Origin of the sequence: Solibacillus sp. FSL K6-4121 (assembly GCF_038002585.1) — a bacterium.
GTDB lineage: Bacteria > Bacillota > Bacilli > Bacillales_A > Planococcaceae > Solibacillus > Solibacillus faecavium.
On record NZ_JBBOCS010000001.1, the window covers coordinates 582,771 to 606,690 of the forward strand.

21 protein-coding genes are annotated in these 23,920 nt (G+C 36.2%); 5 read left to right on the forward strand and 16 right to left on the reverse strand.

What is annotated here, in order from left to right; all coding sequences use genetic code 11:
* Window positions 1-3 precede the first annotated feature (3 nt).
* Together MHH95_RS02985 and MHH95_RS02990 are read right to left on the reverse strand one after the other, a co-directional pair.
* Window positions 4-642: an FMN-dependent NADH-azoreductase gene (locus MHH95_RS02985; RefSeq protein ID WP_340726392.1), complete on the reverse strand. Its 639-nt coding sequence runs from the start codon at window positions 640-642 to the stop codon at window positions 4-6.
* 200 nt (window positions 643-842) lie between these two features.
* Window positions 843-1,547 carry a DsbA family oxidoreductase gene (locus MHH95_RS02990; protein ID WP_340726393.1) on the reverse strand — a complete coding sequence of 235 codons (705 nt, stop codon included), beginning with the start codon at window positions 1,545-1,547 and terminating at the stop codon, window positions 843-845.
* Between the two features lie 153 nt (window positions 1,548-1,700).
* Between MHH95_RS02990 and MHH95_RS02995 the strand changes: the two genes are divergently transcribed.
* Window positions 1,701-3,080 (forward strand): FAD-dependent oxidoreductase, encoded by a 1,380-nt coding sequence (locus MHH95_RS02995; RefSeq protein ID WP_340726394.1) that lies wholly within the window; start codon window positions 1,701-1,703, stop codon window positions 3,078-3,080.
* A 20-nt stretch (window positions 3,081-3,100) separates the two neighbouring features.
* On the opposite strand, the gene MHH95_RS03000 is transcribed toward MHH95_RS02995, so the two are convergent.
* The 3 genes from MHH95_RS03000 to MHH95_RS03010 form a co-directional block, all read right to left on the reverse strand.
* Window positions 3,101-4,027 (reverse strand): manganese-dependent inorganic pyrophosphatase, encoded by a 927-nt coding sequence (locus MHH95_RS03000; protein WP_340726395.1) that lies wholly within the window; start codon window positions 4,025-4,027, stop codon window positions 3,101-3,103.
* A 192-nt stretch (window positions 4,028-4,219) separates the two neighbouring features.
* Window positions 4,220-5,059 carry a MurR/RpiR family transcriptional regulator gene (locus tag MHH95_RS03005; protein WP_340726396.1) on the reverse strand — a complete coding sequence of 280 codons (840 nt, stop codon included), beginning with the start codon at window positions 5,057-5,059 and terminating at the stop codon, window positions 4,220-4,222.
* A gap of 369 nt (window positions 5,060-5,428) precedes the next feature.
* A complete protein-coding gene (locus tag MHH95_RS03010; RefSeq protein ID WP_340726397.1) occupies window positions 5,429-6,661 on the reverse strand; it encodes an MFS transporter in 1,233 nt (410 codons plus the stop codon).
* A gap of 211 nt (window positions 6,662-6,872) precedes the next feature.
* On the opposite strand from MHH95_RS03010, the gene thrC reads away from it, so the two are divergent.
* From thrC to MHH95_RS03025, 3 genes are all read left to right on the forward strand, one after another.
* Complete coding sequence (thrC, locus tag MHH95_RS03015) at window positions 6,873-7,931, forward strand: threonine synthase (protein ID WP_340727294.1); 1,059 nt, start codon at window positions 6,873-6,875, stop codon at window positions 7,929-7,931.
* On the forward strand, window positions 7,928-8,839 hold the full coding sequence (thrB, locus tag MHH95_RS03020; RefSeq protein WP_340726398.1) for a homoserine kinase: 912 nt from the start codon (window positions 7,928-7,930) through the stop codon (window positions 8,837-8,839). The genes thrC and thrB overlap by 4 nt, the downstream gene beginning before the upstream one ends.
* 182 nt (window positions 8,840-9,021) lie before the next feature.
* On the forward strand, window positions 9,022-9,669 hold the full coding sequence (locus MHH95_RS03025) for an NAD(P)-dependent oxidoreductase (RefSeq protein WP_340726399.1): 648 nt from the start codon (window positions 9,022-9,024) through the stop codon (window positions 9,667-9,669).
* 58 nt (window positions 9,670-9,727) lie between these two features.
* On the opposite strand, the gene zupT is transcribed toward MHH95_RS03025, so the two are convergent.
* The 11 genes from zupT to hflX form a co-directional block, all read right to left on the reverse strand.
* The gene (zupT, locus tag MHH95_RS03030; RefSeq protein WP_340726400.1) at window positions 9,728-10,549 is read right to left on the reverse strand and encodes a zinc transporter ZupT; all 822 of its coding nucleotides are present in this window, start codon (window positions 10,547-10,549) and stop codon (window positions 9,728-9,730) included.
* A gap of 138 nt (window positions 10,550-10,687) precedes the next feature.
* Window positions 10,688-11,290: a phosphatase PAP2 family protein gene (locus MHH95_RS03035; RefSeq protein ID WP_340726401.1), complete on the reverse strand. Its 603-nt coding sequence runs from the start codon at window positions 11,288-11,290 to the stop codon at window positions 10,688-10,690.
* A gap of 118 nt (window positions 11,291-11,408) precedes the next feature.
* Complete coding sequence (locus tag MHH95_RS03040; RefSeq protein ID WP_191701387.1) at window positions 11,409-11,741, reverse strand: antibiotic biosynthesis monooxygenase family protein; 333 nt, start codon at window positions 11,739-11,741, stop codon at window positions 11,409-11,411.
* A 63-nt stretch (window positions 11,742-11,804) separates the two neighbouring features.
* Window positions 11,805-12,842, reverse strand: coding sequence for a siderophore ABC transporter substrate-binding protein (locus tag MHH95_RS03045; RefSeq protein ID WP_340726402.1), 1,038 nt, complete (start codon window positions 12,840-12,842; stop codon window positions 11,805-11,807).
* Between the two features lie 178 nt (window positions 12,843-13,020).
* Complete coding sequence (locus MHH95_RS03050; RefSeq protein ID WP_340726403.1) at window positions 13,021-13,788, reverse strand: iron ABC transporter ATP-binding protein; 768 nt, start codon at window positions 13,786-13,788, stop codon at window positions 13,021-13,023.
* Window positions 13,785-14,741, reverse strand: a complete 957-nt coding sequence (locus MHH95_RS03055) for an iron chelate uptake ABC transporter family permease subunit (protein WP_340726404.1) — start codon at window positions 14,739-14,741, stop codon at window positions 13,785-13,787. The genes MHH95_RS03050 and MHH95_RS03055 overlap by 4 nt, the downstream gene beginning before the upstream one ends.
* Window positions 14,728-15,684: an ABC transporter permease gene (locus MHH95_RS03060; protein ID WP_191704274.1), complete on the reverse strand. Its 957-nt coding sequence runs from the start codon at window positions 15,682-15,684 to the stop codon at window positions 14,728-14,730. The genes MHH95_RS03055 and MHH95_RS03060 overlap by 14 nt, the downstream gene beginning before the upstream one ends.
* 1,138 nt (window positions 15,685-16,822) lie before the next feature.
* Entirely contained in the window at window positions 16,823-17,932 is a 1,110-nt protein-coding gene (gene menC / locus MHH95_RS03065) for an o-succinylbenzoate synthase (protein ID WP_340726405.1), read from the reverse strand.
* Window positions 17,933-18,001: 69 nt separating this feature from the next.
* Window positions 18,002-18,835: a GNAT family N-acetyltransferase gene (locus tag MHH95_RS03070; RefSeq protein WP_340726406.1), complete on the reverse strand. Its 834-nt coding sequence runs from the start codon at window positions 18,833-18,835 to the stop codon at window positions 18,002-18,004.
* Between the two features lie 311 nt (window positions 18,836-19,146).
* The gene (locus MHH95_RS03075) at window positions 19,147-20,631 is read right to left on the reverse strand and encodes a peptide MFS transporter (protein ID WP_340726407.1); all 1,485 of its coding nucleotides are present in this window, start codon (window positions 20,629-20,631) and stop codon (window positions 19,147-19,149) included.
* A 520-nt stretch (window positions 20,632-21,151) separates the two neighbouring features.
* Window positions 21,152-22,429, reverse strand: coding sequence for a GTPase HflX (hflX, locus tag MHH95_RS03080; protein ID WP_340726408.1), 1,278 nt, complete (start codon window positions 22,427-22,429; stop codon window positions 21,152-21,154).
* 136 nt (window positions 22,430-22,565) lie between these two features.
* Between hflX and MHH95_RS03085 the strand changes: the two genes are divergently transcribed.
* On the forward strand, window positions 22,566-23,729 hold the full coding sequence (locus MHH95_RS03085) for a class I SAM-dependent methyltransferase (protein ID WP_340726409.1): 1,164 nt from the start codon (window positions 22,566-22,568) through the stop codon (window positions 23,727-23,729).
* The last annotated feature ends 191 nt before the right edge of the window (window positions 23,730-23,920 follow it).

Sequence of the window (23,920 nt, forward strand, 5' to 3'; positions counted from 1 at the left end):
TAATTATGCTGTTACTTTTACTAAGTTTTTAGCTGTAGCTTTTACTTTCCCTAAACCTTCAGCAATAATTTGTTCAGCACCAGCTGGATTAGAATTATGACCTTCGATAATTACTTCATCAATTTTCTCCATACCGTATACGCCACCAATAACCGCATTAATGTATGTTGCAGCCATTTCTAGTGGTGCAGTTTCTGGTGTAGAGTAAATACCACCACGTGCACTTAATACGATATATTTTTTGTCAGTCATTAAACTTACTAATTGACCTTGTTCATTATATTTAAATGAATATCCAGCACCGTATGTGTAATCGATGAATGATTGTAATGCAGCTGGAATTGTTAAGTTCCATAATGGGAATGCAAATACAACTACATCTGCAGCTGTTAATGCTTCACGTGATTTATTGAATGCAGCTAAAGACCCTGCTTCAATTGCTGATAATTCTTCGCCTGCTTGTGCTTTACCGAATGCATTGAATAGTTCCTGACCAAAATACGGCATATTTTCTTCAAATACATCAAAAGTTGTTACGTTGACACCTTGTACATTAGCTACTTCAGCCATGAACGTTTCATACATTTTTGTTGATACACCATCTGGTCGGTTATTTGCTTTTACTACTAATACGTTTGTCATTTATCTATATCTCCCTACTAATTAGTATATTTATTTTCTGAATTTTTATCCTATTTTTAGATATCTCAAATTCGAGGTACTTTACTATAATAAAATAACTTCCAAAGAAAATCAACATAAATGCCCTCATACTTTCGACCGAAAATTCATGGCATCATTTATTTAGGGAGTCTTAGACTTGTTACTTACGGTAGGAATAATTAAATTTCGCAGGAACCATCGGTACATGCTGCACCATTATTGCCCTGCATTTTTAAAGGTTTTCGTAAGCCCAATTCTTGTGCTGCCTTTTCGATACTTTGTTCAAATACTTCTTGTGGCTGTGCACCTGAAATACCATACTTATTATCGATAACAAAGAATGGTACACCACGTACACCTAAGTTTTGGGCAACAGCGATGTCTTGCTCTACCTCTTTTATATAATCATCGGTTTCAATTACTTGTTTAGCCTTTTCTATCGGTAAATTCACTTCATTTACTAATTCTAGGAGGACATCAGTTTGACCAATTGCCTTCCCTTCCAAAAAGTACGCTTTCAAAACTCGCTCTGTGAAATCTTTCCCTTTGCCCTCTGTTTCAGCCCATTTTGCCAAACGATGGGCTTTTACAGTGTTGGCACTTTTCATTTCGTCAAAATTGTAATCTAATCCAACTTCTTTTGCCCGAGTTTTAACATTAGCTGTCATTTTCTTTACTTCATCCAAAGAAATTTGATATTTACGTTGCAGCTCTTCATAAACTGAGCTGTTCGTATCCACTGGTGTAGTAGGATCCAATAAATAGCTTTTATACTCAACTTCAATACTATCTCCATATCCCAATTCTTCCAATGCGATTTCGAGTTGTTTTTTGCCGATATAGCAAAATGGACAAACATAATCAGACCACACTTCTATTTTCATGTTAATCACTCTCCTTGTCTTGTATTGTAACGAGCTACGATTAAAAAGTACAATTATTCAGATCCTATGCATACGTATAGAATTTTCGATATTCACTCTAGTTGAATAAAAAATTAAAAAATATCCTAAGCTAAAAATAAAAAAGGTGATATTTTGAAACAATCGCTATGGCTCCCAACGGATTCAGGTTTTTCCTCTCCGTCCATTCAACAACCTATTAAATGTGACATCTGTATTATTGGAGGTGGGATTAGCGGGGTGTATACCGCTTATTTACTTGCTAAAGAAGGATTTCAAGTTGTACTGATTGAAGCACTTCCACAATTTGCAAATGGAACTACTGCCTATTCTACAGGTAAATTAACTGTGCAGCATAATCTCATTTATTCGAAATTGACACCAGAAGATGGGAAAATCTATTATCAAGCAAATAAATTTGCAATTGAAAAAGGCATCTCTGAAAATAATAGTGGATTTACAAGGGCTACTTCCTATTTATACACTTCCACTTCCAAAGGAAAAGAACAGCTATTAAATGAAGCCGAGCTTTATAAAAAAATCGGCATTCCATTTGAAGCAACGAATGAAACTGAACTTAATCTTCCTGTAGAGTTGGCCATTGGTATAAAGAATGAAGGACAAATTAATCCCGTACAATTCACAAATTCTTATGTTCACTTAGCAAGAAAATACGGGGCACAACTTTATTTAAATACCCGTGTTACAAATATTGAACTCCGTAATAATCAGATTCGTACGAGCAATGGCTACACGGTTCAGTATAATAAACTAATTTTATGTACTCATTACCCAATCGAATCAATTCGCCAACTTTATTCGATTAAACTACAAATAAAACGTTCATATTTAACTGCTACAAAATCTTCGCAACTGTTAGAGGGGCAATATTTAAGCATTGATGATCAAAGTCGTACAATCCGAAGTGCACTTATCGATAACCAACCTTACTTCATTTACGGTGGACAGTCCCATTTAGCAGGGTCCACTGGTGATACTGATCGTTTTTACGAAACATTGCAGCATGAATTAACTACGGATTTTGAACTACCTTCATACGAATATGCATGGAGTGCGCAGGATATTATGACAGCTGATCAAGTCCCTTATATCGGACAACTTTCTCCAGATGATGATAGCCTTTATGTGGCAACGGGCTTTAATAAATGGGGATTATCTTCTTCACTTGTTGCAGGGAATCTTCTTACGGATCTTATAAAAAATGTACCAAATGATGCAGCAAATCTGTTCTCTCCACATCGGTCAAGTTTTGGTAAGAACCTTTATTTCATGCTTCAGACAGGTGGGGTTATTGGCAAGGAGTTAATTGGAGGATATATAAAACGGCCTAAAGCACCGCGCTGTACCCATTTAGGTTGTAAAACAAGATGGAATGAAGCAGACCAAACGTATGATTGTCCATGTCACGGGTCACGATATAATGCAGAAGGACAAGTAATAGAAGGTCCTGCCGTTTATCCTCTAGATATAAAAAAATCCGGTCACTCCAATTAAATGGAGTACCGGATTTTTTATTATTTTAAGCCTTCAGTTAATACTGGAACAATTTGCTTCTTACGTGATACAACACCAGGTAAATTAATGCGGCCATTGACGATTGCTGTTCCAAATGCTTTCGCTGCATTTTCCGCAACTTGTCCGGCAGCTACCGCGGTTGAGTCGTTATTTAAAATATCCGTTACGACGAAGAAGAATAAATCTAAACCATTTTCTGCTATATTTTTGTTCAATAAGTTTACAAGCTCTTCCTGACGACCAAGTACATCTTCAATATCGACAGCGTTTACTTGTGCAACAGTTGCTTTATATTCCCCGAATTCAAAGCCTTTGGCATCAAGTGATAATAATTCTTCCAATGATTTATCAGAAAGGTCGGCGCCCGCTTTTAGCATCGCTAAACCATATTCTGCCGAATCAACATTTGCAATCGCTGCTAATTCAGCACCCGCTTTAACATCTTGCTCTGTGCATGTAGGCGATTTGAATAGTAACGTATCCGAGATGATAGCAGAAAGCATTAGGCCTGCAATATTTGCCGGTATTTCAACATTATTTTCTTTAAATAATTTATTTAAGATTGTTGCTGTACATCCTACAGGTTCAGCACGGAAGTATAACGGATCTGATGTTTGGAAATTAGCAATACGGTGATGGTCAATTACTTCTGTAATTTTTACTTCCTCTATACCATCTGCCGATTGTTGAAATTCGTTATGATCGACCAAAATCACTTGGCTTGCTTCCTCTTTAACATTTCCGATTAGGCGAGGTGCTTCAAATCCGAACTTCTCCAATGCAAATTTAGTTTCGTTATTTAATTCTCCAAGACGGACCGCCTCTGCATCGACACCTAACTGTTGCTTTAAGTATGCATAAACAATCGCCGAAGTAATTGTATCTGTATCAGGGTTTTTATGTCCAAAAACTAATGTTTTACTCATAATTGAGCCTCCTATATAAAATACTGTTCGCCCTTCATTTTAACATAATGGTATGAAAGTGAAAAACAACATTTCTCATTGACTAAGGATGTACAAAAGGGGATCGGACAGATCAATTTTTCATGCCAGAAAAAAACGCCATTTTCCTCATGGAGAATAATGGCATTTTCAGGTTATATCGCAGTCTCTTACTCAGCTAATTGCTGTTAAATTAATTTGCTTTTTCGAACTATTATTTTCTTTAGAATATTTCTCTGGATATTGCATTACCATCGTTTCCACTAAAATATGTAATAGAGAATATATAGCAATTGTGCATGTGGCCCCGCCTTCTTTTGCAGAAGGAACAATCAGCACTGGATTTGCAGGCTCCTTTAGAGAAGTCAGCTTTTTATCCCGAATCGCAACAATTTTTACATTTTTTCTCTTAGCAATCTCTACTGTTGTTGCCAGATCTTCATACTCATCATCCAATGAAATAATAAATAGTAAAGAGTTCTCATCCATAAATGCTAATTGTTGAGCAATTTTTTCCGTTTCATGTTCAATAAAATATACTTGATCGCGCAGCATCTTCAGATTGCTGAACATCCAAAAAGCAGCAGGTTCCGAGTGTCTAAATCCTAAAAAGTGTATTCTTTTTGATTGATGCAGCAATTGAATAACTTCTTCGACATCGCGCTCTTTTAATTCATTAAAAGTTTTGGAAATACCGGCAATATCCTGCTTTACAATATCAGCGCCAATTTGCTGTCTAATTCTATTCTTCGCAATTGCTTTTTTCGCTTCTACTGTTTCCCCTTTTTCCATTAAGTAACCTTTCACTTTGTCTTGAAGGTCACTAAAACCCGAGAGGTCCATTGCATAACAAAATCGAATAACCGTTGATTCACTAACATCTGCAAGCCTACCTACTTCAGAAGCAATTTGTGTGGCAACTACATTTGGATTATCAATGACAAACTGGGCTACCTTGCGTTGTCCTTTTGACAATCGAATATACCTTTTTTTAATATCATTACATATACTCAAACTCCACATCTCCCTTTCTTAAAATCATCTTATATACCTATTAATTAGTTGACATGGTTATGGCAACTAAAATAGTGATTAATAACTATTACGATGTAAATTCCGCGCAGTAATTTCTAATAATAAAAAATACATTATCATGAATATTAATAGAATACAATGAGTTTTCTGAAAAAACTTTATTATGCTAAAGAACTGTATGTTTTATGTATAAAATAGACATATTTTTGTAAATTTATTGTATTTTAGTAAATATACTTACTATAAACTTATTATTCAAATTAAATTAGTTGGGTATAATTGAATGTATAAATTATGTTTAAAAGGACCCGTGCAAATTCAATCTGCACAGGTCCTTGATTTTTACATTTATTGTAATTCCGTCTGTTTTGTTTCTTTTCCTAAGAAAATTACAGCTAACACCCCTATGACAATAGCACCACAGAAAATGGTAAATATATAGCTAATATCATAACCTTTTGTTAAAAGTGTACCGACTAATAACGGACCAAATATTCCGCCAATACGTCCTACCGCCGCTGCCATTCCAGCCCCTGTACCACGTACAATTGCTGGATATTGCTCTGGTGTGTAGGCATATAAAGCTCCCCATGCTCCTAAGTTAAAGAACGAAAGCAACATACCTGCAATCAGCAAAGTTGTAATTGTTTCTGCACCTCCAAAAACAAATGCACTTGCTGCAGTACCTAATAAATATGTAACCAAAACAAATTTCCGCCCAAATTTTTCAATAAACCATGCAGCAGTGAAATAACCCGGTAATTGAGCTAACGTCATTATAAGTACATATTTAAAACTCGATATTAAATCGAACCCTTTTCCAACCATTACACTTGGCAACCATAAGAACATACCGTAATAGGAAAACACAACTGTAAACCACAGTATCCATAGCATAACGGTAGAGCGAGCATACTTTTTTGCCCAAACTTCAGCAATGTTCTGAAATACAGATCGCTTTTTAGACTCTTCTTTTACCCTAAACTGCGGTGAATCAGGTAATTTCATTCGTATATAGATCGCATAAAATGCTGGTATTGCAGTAATTAATAAAGCAACACGCCATCCTTCAATTGGCCAAAAATCTGCAGGAATTACAAAATAAGATATGATTGCTGCCAATAACCAACCTGCTGCCCAAAAGCTCTCCAAAAGAACAACGATTCTTCCTCTTTCTTCTGCTTTCACACTTTCAGATACTAATGTAGAAGCAACCGGTAATTCTCCACCAAGTCCCATCCCAACGAAGAAACGCAATATTAGAAAGAGTGTTAATGTAGTTGTAAACGCAGACAGTCCACTCGCTACAGAAAACAATATAAGTGTCCACATAAAAATTTGCTTGCGGCCCACTTTATCTGCGAGTAGTCCAAAAACTAACGCACCTACCATCATACCGATGGAGTTTACACTACCAATCCACCCCATTTGACTACTATTTAAACCCCAATCCACTGCAAGTGCAGCAATGATAAAAGAGAGAATGCCGACATCCATAGCGTCAAACATCCAACCGACACCAGCAATGCCCAATAATTTATTACGTGATAAAGGCTTTTGTTCATTTACTTCCACTGACATTTACTATCCCACCCTCCATGTGTCTTTACACTTGACTTAACAACACTCCTATCATACATTTCTTTCTTAAAAGTGACAACATTTTTTTTACTTAACGAATTGTTCCGACAATTTATCGATTCCTATTGAAATAAGAGGCGCATAGGTTTAAAATGTCTTGTATACAAAAACAAATGTTCATCTACCGAGAACAGAAGGAGTTAAATTGTCTATGTGGAAAGGTCTTATTGAAGAATATAAACAGTATTTACCTATTACTGAAAATACACCTGCTCTCTCTTTAAATGAAGGAAATACTCCCTTAATTCCTTTAGTGAATTTATCGAAGGAACTAGGGGTTGAATTATATGGGAAAATAGAAGGTGCCAATCCAACTGGCTCTTTTAAAGATCGTGGCATGGTATTTGCCGTTGCAAAAGCTATTGAAGAAGGTTCAAAAGTAGTTATTTGTGCCTCTACAGGTAATACTTCAGCTGCGGCTGCAGCCTATGCAGCACGTGCAGGCATCCAATCAATCGTTGTAATTCCAAAAGGTAAAGTAGCACTTGGAAAATTAGCACAAGCTACGATGTATGGCGCTAAAATTATCGAGATTGATGGTAACTTTGATGATGCATTAAATATTGTGCGCAAAATTGGAGAAACTACTCCAATCGCGTTAGTAAATTCCGTTAACCCTTACCGTATTGAAGGACAAAAAACAGCAGCATTTGAAATAGTTGATCAATTAGGCCAAGCACCGGATTACCTATGCATTCCTGTTGGGAATGCTGGAAATATTACAGCATACTGGAAAGGCTTTAAAGAATATAATGAAGCAAAACAAAGCGGTCTGCCAAAAATGTATGGCTTTGAAGCAGAAGGTGCAGCTGCCATCGTTAACGGAGCTCCAATTGCAAATCCAGAAACAGTTGCGACAGCAATTCGCATTGGGAATCCTGCGAGCTGGAAATATGCAGAAGCAGCACGTGATGAATCAGGTGGTTTAATCGGGGCCGTTACAGATGAGGAAATTTTGGAAGCCTATAAGTTAATTGCCCAAAAAGAAGGAATTTTCATTGAACCAGGCTCTGCTGCATCATTAGCAGGTGTCATCAAATCCGTTAAAGCGGGTAAGATTATTCCGGGCAGTAAAGTAGTATCAGTATTTACAGGCAATGGTTTAAAAGATCCTGATACAGCAATGAATGTTTCAACTGTTGACTTAGTGGCACTTAAAAATGATGAGCAAGAAATCCGCAGCTATATTGAGGGCGTTTTCAGTTTATGAGCAACAGTTGGCAAATCAAAGTCCCAGGCAGTACAGCAAATTTAGGACCTGGATTTGACTCGATTGGTCTTGGACTATCACTTTATTTAACTTTGGAAGTAACTTTACAAAATGAGTGGGAATTTGTTCATATTGGAGAAAATGTCCCTTCAGATACAACAGTTGAAACACATTTAATTTATAAAATTGCCCAGCAAGTGGCTAATCAGTACAATGCTTCATTACGACCATGCAAAGTGGAAATGAAGAGCGAGCTTCCTCTAGCAAGAGGACTCGGCAGTAGTGCAGCAGCTATAGTTGCGGCCATTGAATTAGCGAATATTTTAGGAGAGTTAAATTTATCGACTCAGGACAAGTTGAATATTTCTTCCCAAATTGAAGGACATCCTGATAATGCTACTGCCTCCGTATTAGGGGGACTAACTATTTCTTCTATGGATGAACAAGGGAATGTCGATACTCTTCATATTCAGGAAATGGATGCAGCATTTGTAGTGTTTATTCCAAATGTTGAGTTAAAAACATCTGATTCACGAGGTGTTTTACCAAGCCAATTAGAGCGGGGCTATGCTGTCCGAGCAAGTGCAAATGCGAATATGTTAGCAGCTTCTTTAATCGCGAAGGATTATGTTCGTATCGGTCGTTACATGGAAGCAGATTTATTTCATGAGCCGTTTCGCGCGAAGCTTATACCAAATTACAACGAAATACATGAAGCAGCAAAATTGGCTGGAGCATACGGAACTGCTTTAAGCGGAGCGGGACCAACATTAATTTCAATTATCCCACTATCGATAAAGCAACAATTTATTGAAACTATGCAAAAACAATTTTCTACACATCAAATTGTTTTAACAACGGGAGCTTCCGCAGGGATACAAGTCACTACTTATTCAAATAGTAAATAATTCTAAAGGGTCGCAAATTTTAAATAAATTTGCGACCCTTTTATTGTGTATCTATTGCATAGAGTATTTCAAAACCAATGATTTATATCTGACATTTACTCTTCAATTTATCCCAAAATATGCATAATTCTATTCCATTTTGGGTATATTAATAAATCTACTGTTAGAAAGGGGTAATGTTTATGAAAATTGCAGTTATTGGTGCTGCTGGTAAAGCAGGGACTCATATTATACGTGAGGCTTTAATGAGAAACTTTGATGTAACAGCTATTGTGAAAAATAAGGCGACATTACAAGAAAATAATATTTCGATTATTGAAAGCGATTTGTTTAATTTAACAAAAGAACAAATTGAACCTTTTGATATCTTAATTAATGCCTTTGCCCCACTACCAGGGGACGAACATTTGCATGTAACGGCGGGAGAATATTTGATTTCCTTATTGGAAGGAACGGATAAGAAGCTGTTAGTTGTAGGTAGCTCAGGCTGTCTATTTGTGAACCGCGAAAAGACCGTTCGCCTTATGGACCTGGAAGATTATCCAGAAGATCTTGTTGACACAGCAAGAGCACAATTACAAAATTTACAGGATTTAGAAAGCTCCTCAATTCAATGGACATTTGCGATTCCTTCAGCTATGTTCGATTCCGACGGACCACGTACAGGTCATTATATTAAAGGAGCGGAAAAAATTTTAGTAAACTCACAGTTTAACAGTTATATTAGCTATGCAGACTTCGCTGTAGCGTTACTTGATGAGATAGAAAAGAATGAATATCCAAATACAACTTTTACGGTTGCATCTGAAAATGTAACAGCTGCTTCCTAGAAACAAATACAATTAAGCCAGCATCCGGTTAATGGTGCTGGCTTTTATACTGTCTTAATTAAGTTAACATTACTAGGCTTATTGCCATAACAGCCATACCTGCCACTAACCCATAAATAGACGAATGGGCTTCATCATATTTCTTGGCAGCCGGGAGTAGTTCATCAATTGAGATGAATACCATAATACCTGCTACACCCGCAAAAATAATACCAAACAATGTATCTGTCATAAACTGCATCAGTACAAAATAAGCAATTAATGCACCTAAAGGTTCTGATAACCCTGAAGCGAACGACCATTTAAACGCCTTCATACGCTTCCCTGTTGCATAAAAAATAGGAATGGCTACAGCAATACCTTCCGGGATATTATGAATTGCTACGGCAATAGCAATGGCAATTCCTACATTTGGATCTTGTAGAACTGCCATGAAAGTAGCAATACCTTCCGGGAAGTTATGAATTGCAATCGCCAATGCTGTAAAGAGCCCCATTTTCATTAGACGATCAGCTTCTATTTCTTCATTGCCTATTATTTGTGCCTTTTGAACATCTTCTACCGATTTTACTTCGTGAGGATTGTTGCCCTTTGGAATAAAGCGATCAATTAATGCTATTAATAGCATCCCCCCGAAAAATCCAAACAAAGTATACCAATAACCAGTCGTTTCCCCATGAACGTTTACTAATGAATCTTTTGCCTTCACAAAAATTTCAATTAGCGATACATAAATCATGACACCTGCCGAAAACCCTAATGCAATTGATAGGAATTTTTTATTTGTACGCGTTGTAAAAAAAGCAATTAAGCTACCTATTCCTGTAGCAAGCCCTGCAAACAACGTTAATCCTAATGCTAATAATACATTCTCATCCATAACATTCTCCTTTGGATTTTATTCATTTATCAAATTATATGCGAGAAGTTTCCTTTATGCAACTTTTTTTGTTAAGGTAACATCTTATGTCATAAACCAACTTTCTGTTATAAAAAAGAATCCCTATTATTTAGGAATTCACTTTTTTCTCCAACGTTTAGGCGACTCATACCATAATACACAAATAATAAACCAACTATAGCCTATACTCCATCCTGCTAAGACGTCTGTAGGAAAATGCCGACCTTCTGCTATACGTGCTAAACCAATAAAGAAAGCCAGTACAATAGCTATACTCCATATAGTCATCGCCTTTTTTCTACTGCCAATCATATTGGAAAATAGGTAAGCTAAAGTAAACAAATACAACAAACCCATTTGAGAGTGCCCTGATGGAAAGCTATATGTAATTAGTTGATCGGCAATATCAGGTCGAGGCCTTTCAAAGTAATGCTTTAAGAGTTGATTAATACCGTTTCCCACTCCAATTGATAACAAAACAAACAGCACACTGCGGTAACTTTTTTTCCAAATCCATAAAAAGAGCAAAAGTAGGATAGTAATCATTACAATAAAACGCGTTTCACCTAAATAATGAAATAAAATAATCATCTCATTACCACGTAATAAGGATTGGATTTTCGCATCCAATACTTCCAAGCTTACGCTATTATAATTCAGCGATATTATGGCGAAAACAGCCAGAGTGATGAGTGCGGAAAAATATGCTTCTTTTTTCATTAGCATCCCCCTCTTTCTTATACTTCTATTCTTTTACCCAAAATTATATGCGCTACGTAAAAAAACAAAAATCTACTTTGCTATTATTTTCAGCAAAGTAGATTTTCGTAAGTTTTCATTATTCTACAACAGTGTAATTTCCATGCTCCATCGAAATGACGAATTCTGGTTTCGGCGGTTTACCACCATGTTCTTTTATTTTCGCTTTATGGCCAGCGATATGTTCAGGGCTCTTTTCCCAAGCCTTCCATGCTTCCTCTGATTCCCAACGGATAATCATAACCACTTCTTCTTCACCGCGGCGGACATTTTTCACCAATAGTTCGCGACCAATAAAACCCTCGCGTTGTTCTAATTTCGATGGACCTTGATCCGGCTTCCTACTAAAACGTTCAATAATTTTTTCAGAGTTACCCTCGGTTACAACCCATTTACGTATTTGTACAAACATAATCTATCGCTCCTTTTTTTAAAAAAAGCATGCCTCAAAATGAGACATGCCCTATTTATAATATTATTTTAATTCGTTTAAAATTTCATCTAATTTTTCTGCTTCAGTTGTTACACCGTTAGAAGAGAAGTACCAGTTTACGCCATCAAGATAAACGATTTTACCTTCTTTGTAAGCACGTGTCTTTTTAATGATATCATTTTCGATGTCAGCTTTAATAGTATCTACATCAGAAGCTGTACGGTCGATGATTAATAATACTTCTGGATCTACAGAAAGGATTGACTCATAAGAGAAGTCTGAACCGTGTGAAGATGCTTTAATATCTGTAGTAGAAGGTTTGAAACCAAAGTCATTATATACATATGCAAAACGAGAATCTTCACCGTTATCGAAACCAGAGATTTTTTTGTCGTTGTACATTGCTACTAATGCATTTTCATAGCCAGCCGCTTTTTCTTTCACTTCATCAACTTTAGCTTGTAAGCTTGCTTTTAACTCTTCAGCTTTTTCTTCTTTACCGAAGATTTTTGCTGCTAAGTCTACAGTTTCAAATACACCATCAACGTAGTTCGAGTTATCAGAACCGATGAATACTACGTTTGGAGTGATTTCTTTTAACTCTTCATAGAATGGAGCCTGACGACCAGAAATGAAAATTGCATCTGGGTTAGCAGCTGCTACTTTCTCAAAGTCGATTTGCTTTAAAGTACCAACGTCTGCTACTGAGTCTGTTACGTATTTCTCTTTAAGATGCGCTGGGATATTCCCTTTACCGCCGTTTGCAGCGATACCAACAATTCCTTCAACGCCTAATGCATCAAGTGTATCTAAGAAACCGTAGTCAAGTACTACGATGTTTTTTGGCATTTCTTCAAATGTTACATCTTCAAAGGAAATTGATTTTCCATCCTCTGTTTCACTACCTGCTGATAATGGAGAAACTGACATTGGGAATGCTGCTGTTTCTGTTGATGCAGATGTTTCACTGTTTTCAGTTGCAGCTGGTTCATTTGTTTCATTCGCCTTTTCTTCATCTGAACCACATGCTGCTAGCATTAATGTTAATGCTGCTGCCGTTAAAAATTTCCACTTTTTCATGTTAAAATTTCCTCCTACTTTTCTCTCAATCGAGAGTGATAATCGTTTTCAATTAACTAACGTAAGTCTAAATCAACTGTTTAAAGTTGTCAATTGTTTTTATGAAATTAATATTCATTCTCATTTAAACTTAGAAAATAAATGTATAAGCGAGAATAACCTATACATTTACTTATCTTTAGCTATGAGAATTAAAATATACACAAATTCTACAGCCATCTTGTTCTTGAACCGGAATATGCATGTCATATACTTCCCGAAGTGCTTCTGAATTAATAATGTCATGAGTTGGACCATCTTTTACAAGGCGTCCATCTTTTAAAGCGACAATACGGTCTGAATACACAGAAGCAAAGTTAATATCATGCAACACAATAACAACTGTTTTGCCTAATTCGTCTACAAGCTTGCGTAAAATTTTCATGATTTGAACCGAGTGCTTCATATCCAGGTTGTTTAATGGCTCATCCAATAAAATATACTCAGTATCTTGTGCAATTACCATCGAGATAAAAGCACGTTGCTTTTGACCTCCGGATAATTCATCTAAAAATTTATGTTCCATATCGCCCAATGTCATATATTCAATTGCACGATCAATATGTTCTTCGTCTTCTGCTGTTAAACGCCCTTTTGAATAAGGATAACGGCCAAATGCTACGAGTTCACGTACAGTTAATCGTACATTTAAATGATTTGACTGACGTAAAATAGCCACACGTTTAGCAAAATCATTAGATTTCATTTTTTTAACATCACTTTGGTCTAAAAATACTTCCCCTGTATCTGAATCAAGCAATCGGCTTACCATGGATAATAATGTTGACTTACCGGCACCGTTTGGTCCAATAAATGAAGTGATTGCTTTTGGCTGGATAGTTAATGATACGTTTTCAACAACTGGTTTCTTTCCAAAGCTTTTAGAAAGCCCTTTAATTTCAATCATCCTGCTTTCCTACTTTCCTTCAGTATTAGATAGATAAAGTACAATCCACCGATAAAGTTTATAATAACACTTATCGTGGTACTTAATTGGAACACATGCAGTACTAAAAACTGCCCACCGACAAGTGCAATAATACTAATTAGGCTCGCACCCACAATTAAAACAGAGTGCTTATACGTAGCAAAAAATTGATACGCTAAGTTTGAAACGATTAATCCTAAAAACGTAATTGGACCTACAAGCGCAGTAGATGTTGCAATGAGCACGGAAGATAAAATTAGTACTTTCAATACAATTTTATCGTAGTTTACACCTAAGTTTATTGCATTTTCACGTCCTAATGACATTACATCTAAATCCCTTAATAAACGATAACCGTATATAAACGAAGCCACTAATATAACGATAGCAATAAGTAAAAGCTCAGTTTTAACATTCATAAAGCTCGCAAATAAACGAGATTGTAAGCTTTCATATTCTACCGGGTCAATAATTACTTGTAAAAATGTTACTAAGCTACCGAGCAGTGTCCCTATAATCATCCCTGCTAGCAGCAGTAGGAAGATTGGATGCTTATCTGCCCTGAATAGAAATCTGTATAAAATAAGTGCGAAGATAACCATCGCAACAATTGATAATCCAAAATTCAAATAACGGCTTACTACAAAAATAGAGGCGGACCCCGCAAAGAAGAATATGACCGTTTGGACGACTTCATACATCGAGTCAACACCCATCATTGAAGGAGTTAATAATCGATTATGTGTAACGGTCTGGAATGTTACTGTCGCATACGCAATGGCAGTACCGGTAATAATCATTGCCAATACGCGTTCTACACGTTTTGGAAAGGCGTAGCTAAATCCACCTTGAATATTATATAGACAGAATAACAGTATACTAATAAGCGCGATTACCGCTAAAACAATAAGTTTCGTCCTATTTTTTCGCATATGCTTTCCCCCTAAATAACATTACTAAGAAGATTGCACTGCCGATTACCGCAACCGTTGTGTTTACCGGAATTTCAAACGGATACACAATAAGACGACTCAAAATATCACACATCAATAGGAATGCTGCCCCTAAGAAAATGGTATGTGGAATTGTTTTACGTAAATTGTCACCCATATATAATGAAACGATGTTTGGTACAATTAATCCTAAGAAAGGAATAATCCCTACTGTTAATACTACAGTTGTTGAAATAATCGCGACTAGCACTAAACCGAGATTTAACACAGTCCGATAGCTCAATCCTAGATTTTTCGCAAAATCTTCACCCATCCCTGCCACTGTAAACTTATTTGCATATAAGTAAGCAAGAATAATCGCAGGTACAGCTACATAAAGCAACTCATAGCGTCCTGAAACAACAAGTGTAAAACTTCCTAAAAAGAATGTATCCACACTTTGCAAAACATCTGCTTCATAAGCAATAAATGTGGATATAGCGCCAATGATATTCCCGTACATAATCCCGATTAGAGGCACGAAAATTACATCTTTAAATTTAATACTTTCCAGAAGGCGCATGAAAATCATCATACCAATAAGTGCAAAGGTAAAACTAAAGAGAATTTTCTCCATATAACCTACACTTGTGAAAAATACCATCGATACTACAATACCTAGTTTAGCCGCATCCAACGTGCCCGATGTTGTCGGTGATACGAATTTATTACGGCTTAAGCTTTGCATAATTAAGCCTGAAATACCCATCCCTGCCCCAGCAAGTATAATCGCCATTAATCGTGGCACTCGACTCATCAGGAAAATTTGTGTTTTATCTGAATCCCAATCCAATAAATCAGATGGTTTAATGTCGATTGCCCCAATAAATAATGATATAAAGGACAGAACGATGGTTGCTGCAACGAGCATCCAAAGTCTCATTTCATTTTCCCACTATTCTTTATATATTTTATTTTAATTCCAATAGCCAAACGCTGTTGAATTTTTGAGTGAACTAATAAATCTGATGGAATACACTAAAACGTATTCACTAATTCTCAATGAAAATGAGAATCATTTCTTTCCCTACATCATTATATAATTGCTAATAATGAAAATCAAACACACGATTTAAAAATAAAGCATCTTTGAACAGCGAATATATTGAAATTAGTATTTTAAGAGCAATTAGCCGTTTTATTTACAAAGTACAGTATATATAGGAAATTAGACGAAATAATAAAAAACCACAAATATAAATTCGTAGTTTCAGACTGTAAACAAATTCTTAAAAAATTTTTGTTTAAAAATATCACCTTAACACTGAACCGTTGATTTCCATTCCGGGACCGATGCTTTCCCCGGGCACGGCTCCAGCTAACTAAATTGTTCCTACAACGGCAGGCACAATTTAGTGGATCTTCCGCGCGGTGCTCCTGCGATTACTCGTCGCAAAATAAATTTTGCTGTTCCCGGTGGAGTCACGGTCCCTCCACTCCAATCAACTTATTAATCGCTTTAAATAAATTGAGTTAGGATTTCTCTAATGAATAGTAATCAAACAATGAACGTGAACAAATTGTTCCGGCTAACCATCTAGTTGAAATTTATAATAAAAAGACAAAAAGTCTCGAGAGTTCATCTCTCCTGGCCTTTTGTCGACAATCTCAAAGAGGGGAAAGAATTAGTTCCAGTTCACGCAAAAAGAGAAATTGCATTGTGCAATTTCTCTTTTGCGCTTATAAGGGAAATATTCGGAGAGGTAACACTTCTTTCGTTTAAAATTTGGTGGTAGGATACTTAAATTTTTACAGAGAATGTCCTTTTTTCATGCCTGAAATTATGCAGAGATTTACTTGATATAGATGAAAAATTAGTTGTTCGGAGTGAAGGCGGCGACTCCCAGGGGAACAGCACGAGGGAGAGACTACAGGCTCGAGCCGTGCCCCTAGGAAAGCGTCCGCCGTAACGGAGAACAACGGCTACGCAGTTGACACAATAAGTAAGCCATTCAAATTTACTAATCTTAAAGTTTGCAGGACTTTTGATTTTGGGCGGGTTTTGTCCCAGCCACTTGTATCTAAATCCGATATGTTGTTTTATTGACACTGTACTTTTGCAATATTGCACGATTTACTTCATAGCCGATTCCATTTTTTTGAGGAACTTTAATGTAGCCATTTTCTACTGTTACTTCCGGGCTAATAATATCTTCATACCAATAACGACTTGAGGCAGCAGTATCTCCAGGCATTATAAAATTAGCAAGACTTGTAAGGGCAACATTCTGTGCCCGTCCTATTCCTGCTTCAAGCATCCCTCCACACCATACGGGTATATGGTGCTCCATACAGTAATCATGAATGCGCTTCGCCTCACTAATACCGCCTACTCGCGCAATTTTAATATTGATTACACCACAGCTCCCCAGCAAAATCGCCTTACGTGTATCCTCAAGAGAGGTAATGCTTTCATCTAAACAAATAGGTGTCTTAATTTGCTTTTGTAATAAGGCATGGTCGATTAAATCATCATGGGCAAGCGGCTGTTCAATCATCATTAAATTAAACTTATCCAGCTTTTTTAAACTTTCCATATCTTCTAATGTATACGCGGAATTTGCATCTGCCATTAAAGGGATATTAGGAAATGCTTGACGAATTGTATGTAAAAGTTCGATATCTTTTCCAGGCTTAATCTTTACTTTAATTCTTTTATAACCTTCATCTAAGTAATGTTGAATCGTTTTTATAAGCTGTTCATCTGTAGGCTGTAATCCAATACTAATACCCACTTCGATTTTATCCTGGGACCCTCCGATGACATTCGCTAACGGTTGATTCATTAATTGGGCATAAATATCCCATACTGCGCCTTCGATCGCCGCTTTCGCCATATTGTTGCGACGTATGGACCGAAACATTTCAAATACATCATCTGGATGTTTCAATTCAGCTCCCAATAACGTTGGAATTAAAAAATCCTCCAATATATGACGCATAGTTTTAAAAGTTTCTTCAGTGTAGGATGGTTCTTCAAAAGCAACGCCTTCTCCCCAACCGACAACACCACTTTCATCCTTCGCCTCCACTACTAAAAATCGTTTATCCTGCATTGACCCTAAGCTCGTTGTAAATGGTGTTTTCATCTTCATTACGAGTTCATGCATCGTGACTTCGACTAATTTCATGTTCATTTCTCCTATTGATAGTTACATAAAAAACTTTCAGCGGGTAATGACGCACCCGCTGAAAAGGAATTAAAGGGCAAATAAGGAACGCTTTACAAGTAAGTAATGGCTTATTTGCTCATCTTTTTTCATTAAATAAATAATTTTATAATTTTGGTCAAACATTGATTGTAATATATTTCTTGTTTTATACCGCCAATCTTCTGCTAAAGCGACACTCTCCACTTTGATTTTTTGAAAGTTTGTTGGAATAGGCAATGTATATGCATCGTGGATAAGTGTTTCCTCTTTACTAAACTTTTGTTCCTTATCCAATGTAGGCAACCCTACAATATTTGCTTCCCAATCTACGATAGGTTTTGCCTCATCAAGCAATTCTTCTACTTTTGCATCCCAACGTAAGTAATCATTATCAACAAGCTGCCACTCTACACAAAGGCGATCTGTAGGCAATAATTTATTAAATGGATCTTCCATTTCACCATAACAGTTCTCTATATAAGTATCGCTATAACTGCGCAACTTCGAAAAGTTTAAATGGCCACTACGCGCTTCAAGCGGGTCAAACGTCCATCGACAAGTTCGATAGCCGCGTTCAATAGCGATATCTTTCAAATAGTTTTTTAGTAATTCTCCTACACCTTGCTCACGGTAATTTCGTTTAATACCGATCATATGGGAATATAAATACACTTGCTCATCCATATATCCAGGACAACTATAGTTAAAGCCAATAATCTCGTCATTTAAATAAGCTCCAAGAACAATTCCACCATTACGGATTGTTGCAATGGTTTGATGAACAGGGATGCTACCGACTGCCCAAATCTCATGTTCTAACTCACGTGCCTCTTCAATTTGTTCAATTGTCGTCAATTCCTTAATCGTTACTGATTCTAACATAATGTTTGCCTCCCCTATAGTTACTTTTTCATCGTGCCCTTAAAACTGTTATTAAAATTATTTGCACCTCTCAGCCGTTTACACTGCTTATTGAGATCCTTGTAACCATCGGGAATGTTCTGCATATTTCAAGTGTTGTATTTGTCCTTCCCAACTAAAATTTTTTGGAGATTTTTTATTTTAGTAAGGATTCTCCCAATTCCATTATATACCACAAGCTACCTTTTTAAGTAGTTAACTTTTATTATTCCTTTTTTTCCAAAAAAAAAAACCTTAATTCGTAAAAAATTCTACAAATTAAGGTTTAAAAATTATTTTACACCGCGCATTGCTTTCGTAATGATTGGTGAAATGATTAAGATAACTATACCTAATACAATAGATAAAATACCTAATACACCGAAATAAGCTGTTTCTGAAACTTGCTCATATACACGAACTAATTGTGCGTTAATTGCTTGAGCTGCTGCTGCCGCCAAGAACCATAACGCCATTGTTTGTCCAGCGAATGCTGCAGGTGCTAGTTTTGTTGTCGCAGATAAACCAACTGGTGAAAGTAATAATTCACCTAATACAACTAGGAAAATCGAGAATACAACCCATAATGGATTAACTAATGTGTCCGCAGGCGTTAAAACGATTGCAGCAATCATTATTAGGAATGATGTACCTGAGAAGAATAACGAAAGCGCAAACTTCTTCGGTGTTGAAGGACCACGATCCCCTAACTTTGTCCAAAGAACCGCAAATAATGGTGCGATTAGAATAATGAACAGTGGATTAAACGATTGGAACCATGCTGCAGGAATTTCAAATCCTAAAAATGTTAAATTTGTACGTGTATCAATAAATGTCGCAAGAATTGTTGAAGACTGCTCTGCAATTGCCCAGAACATTACCGCACATAGGAATAATGGGATATATGCCAACAAACGAGACTTTTCATCCGCATTTGTTTTTGGGCTACGGTACATATAAGTAATAAATACAGTTGGAATTAAAATACCTAATGCTGTAATTAATAATGAGAAGTTTTCGATATTTGCATTACCTGTTTGATATGCAATGAAGCCTAAAATTACAATGATTAAACCACCAATTGTAAAGTTACGTACTGATTTTTTCTTCTCTACGTCAGTAAGAGGGTTTGGTGCAAATGAACCAGCTAAGCCTAGACTCTTCTGAGACATTAAATATACAACCAATCCGATGAACATACCTACTGCAGCTACTGCAAATCCGGCATGGAAGCCCCAGTTCTTTTGGAATAGTCCAACTAATAGAGGTGCTAAGAAACCACCCATGTTGATACCCATATAGAAAATGGAGAAGCCTGAATCACGACGTGCATCTGTTGGCGCATATAAATCACCTACAACTGATGATACGTTCGGTTTAAGTAAGCCTGTACCAATGATAATAAAGAACATTGATGAATACAGCGCTGTTACACCAAGCGGTAATGCCAATAATATATGACCGACCATAATTAATATACCGCCATAGAATACAGCTTTACGTGTACCCGTTATACGGTCAGCAATCCAACCGCCAATAATACCTGACATGTAGATTAATGAACCATATATTGACATGATAATGTTTGCCTGCGTACGATCTAATCCTAATCCACCATCTTTAACAGCATAGTACATGTAGAAAAGTAGAATGGCACGCATTCCATAATATGAGAATCGTTCCCAAAACTCTGTAAAGAATAATGTAAATAAACCTTTTGGTTGACCGACAAATCCTGTTTGAGGAACAGATTTCACTATTTCTTCTTTTGAATACATTTGAAATCCTCCGATTAATAAATATTCCGACAATTAAGTCTGTTGTCTGACATTTGAAATAATACACTTGAAACACTTTAGCGCAATAGTTGATTAAAATCAACAAATAATCAAAATGTTATAATAATGTCATTTTTCGTTATTTTCTAACAATTAAGATATATTATTATATTTTAGACTTTTGAATTATAAAGTAATTAATTATATAAAGAAAACATTTTGACTCTTCCTCTTTTTGGATAAATAACCACAAAAAAATTTAAGAGCCTGGGACAAAACGAAAAACATCCATTTTTTCAAGGAAAAAATAGATGTTTTTCTGCTTCTGCCAGAATTGATTTCCGTTACGGGGACGCTTTCCGGGGGCACGGCCTGAGCCTGTAGTCTCAGGCGTCGTGCTGTTCCCCCAGGAGTCGCCCCTTCACTCCAATCAATTCATATAATATTCATTTCTTAATAAGAGTATTTTCCTTATACAAAGAAATTTCTACTTATGTCCCAGCCTCTTAGATTAATTATTTTATTTCAGGACATAGTTGTCGTATTTTTGATAGTCCGCTTCTTTAAGCTCGAGCGTCAGTAACGTACCATTTTCTTCATATGCTGTTTCAATAATGGTAGCTTGTTCATTTAAATAAGAAACCACAGCTCCTTGATCGTAAGGAATTAACATTTGACAAGTGATATAGTTGGCGAAAATTTGTTTGCGAATAAGCTGCAGCAATTCATCCAAGCCAACATTTTGCTTCGCAGAAAGCCAAATATTATCGCCACTTACTAACGGATATTCTAAACTTGCCAAATCAGATTTGTTGTATACATAAATGGTAGGAATATTCTCAACATCGATAGCCTTCAATGTTTCATTCGTCACGTCCATCATGAAGCGGTATTCTTCATTTGATACATCGACAACATGCAAAAGTAAATCCGCTTCACGTGCTTCTTCCAAAGTCGAACGGAAAGCCTTCACTAAATGGTGAGGTAATTTACTAACAAAACCTACAGTATCCGTAAGTAAAAATGACTTATTGTCTTCAAGTTCGATATTACGGACAGAGGTTTCTAATGTTGCAAAAAGCATATCTTTTTCAAAAACCTGCTTTGTAGTATCCTGGCCTGCCTTTGCAAGCAGCTGGTTCATAATTGTAGATTTCCCTGCGTTTGTATATCCTACAATAGAAACAACTGGTACAGCATTTTTACGGCGTTGCTTACGTTGTGTCTCACGCTGTTCTTTTACTACTTCTAATTCTTTTTTTATTTTCGAAATTTGATCTTCTATCTTTCGACGGTCCAACTCAAGCTTCGTTTCACCTGCACCACGGTTTTTAAAGCCTCCACCTGTGCCACCTCCCTGACGTGATAATGATGCATGAAGCCCAACTAGGCGTGGAAGCATATATTGTAGTTGAGCAAGTTCCACTTGCAATTGCGCTTCACGTGTTTTTGCACGACGACTAAAAATATCTAAAATCAACATAGTACGATCAATTACTTTACATTCTAAATCCCGCTCTAAATTTCGAATTTGCGAAGGGGACAATTCATCATTAAAAATAACAATGTTTGCATTTGTTTCTTCAAAGAATGCTTTAATTTCTTCAATTTTCCCAGTGCCTACATAATGTGACGATGTTACACGCTCTAAATTTTGCGTTACCATACCGACAATTTCTACATCCAATGCTTCTGCTAAATTCGCCAATTCTTCCATTGAATAATCGAAATGCTCATTCTTTTGTAAATTGACTCCGACTAATACACCGCGTTCAACTAATACTTCAACATCTTTCAAACTGTTGCCTCCTTGCTTACATTAAAACTTTTTCCCATCGTATCACACAATTCAAAAGCCTGTACAATGAGACGACAAAGGCGCATTATTATATTATACGAACATGATTATTTTGAAAAAAGAAAAGGCGGTTTTTATGGAATTTGAACAAATGAAAGTGCAGCTTCTCGCACTAATTTCTAATAAAACATTAATCCAAGCAACAATTAGCCAACCTCGGCAAAAATCAAATGACTTAAAACGCGTTAAGCTAAAGCCAGTCGAAATACGCGAAGAATATATGATCCAGCTTGAATATCAATATGAAAGAATTTTAAAGCATGAAAATATTACGGTACAGGATTTGACTGCTAAGCTCGACATGCTTTTTGAACAATTCAGGCAAGTACATGCTGAGTTTCAGGAACAGACGATACATGTACAGCTTTCCAAAAAGAACAAAGTACTCTGGAAATCCAGTCAAAATGCGACGGCAAAACAAGTTGATTTATCACATAATCGTAAAAAACAATACTTACTGGATGACTCCAGAGTACACCCGTTTTTAGTCCGTTTAGGTGTGCAGGCGGAAGATGGGAAGATCAAAAAGCAAAAGTACGATAAGTTTAAACAAATCAATCGATTTGTAGAGTTTATTGATGATTCTTTAGCCCATTTACCAAAAGACAAAACAATTCGTATTTTAGATTTTGGTTCTGGTAAATCGTATTTAACATTTGCGCTGTATTATTATTTAAAAGTCGAAAAAGAACTTGATATTCACGTCACAGGTCTAGACCTAAAGAAAGAAGTAATTGATGAATGTAATCAGATTGCCCAAGATTTAAAGTATGAAAATCTACAGTTTTTAGTAGGAGATATAAATGACTTTAATGAAGAAACTCAGGTCGACATGGTTGTAACGCTACATGCATGTGATGTTGCGACAGATATGGCATTGGCACGTGCAGTGAAATGGGGAGCAAAAGTAATTTTAAGTGTTCCTTGCTGTCAGCATGAGCTTAACCGTCAGCTTCAAGCACCAGCTCTATCAGTCATGACTCAACATGGATTAGTGAAAGAGCGCTTTGCTGCATTAGCAACAGACTCCATTCGTGCTGAGTTACTATCACTTGTTGGCTATGACACACAGCTATTAGAGTTTATCGATATGGAAAATACACCAAAGAATATTTTAATTCGTGCATATTTCACGGGGAAAAAGCCAACAAATGAACAACGAGTAAAATATGACGAATTTGTGCGCTTTTTAAATGCAAAGCCCTTTTTAGAAAACGAACTACAAATATTATTGAAATAACATAACTATATTCTCTATTTGCTAATAATTTTCTCTTTATTGACTAAATATAAGCAAATATTCACTTATTCCTTATGTTACAGAATTGTAAAGATTAACTCATACAACGTAAATTTTGTATAGATTTTTTTAAGTTTTTGTTATGATAATTGAGGTTAATTTTTAAAATAATTTCTATTATATAAATTCAG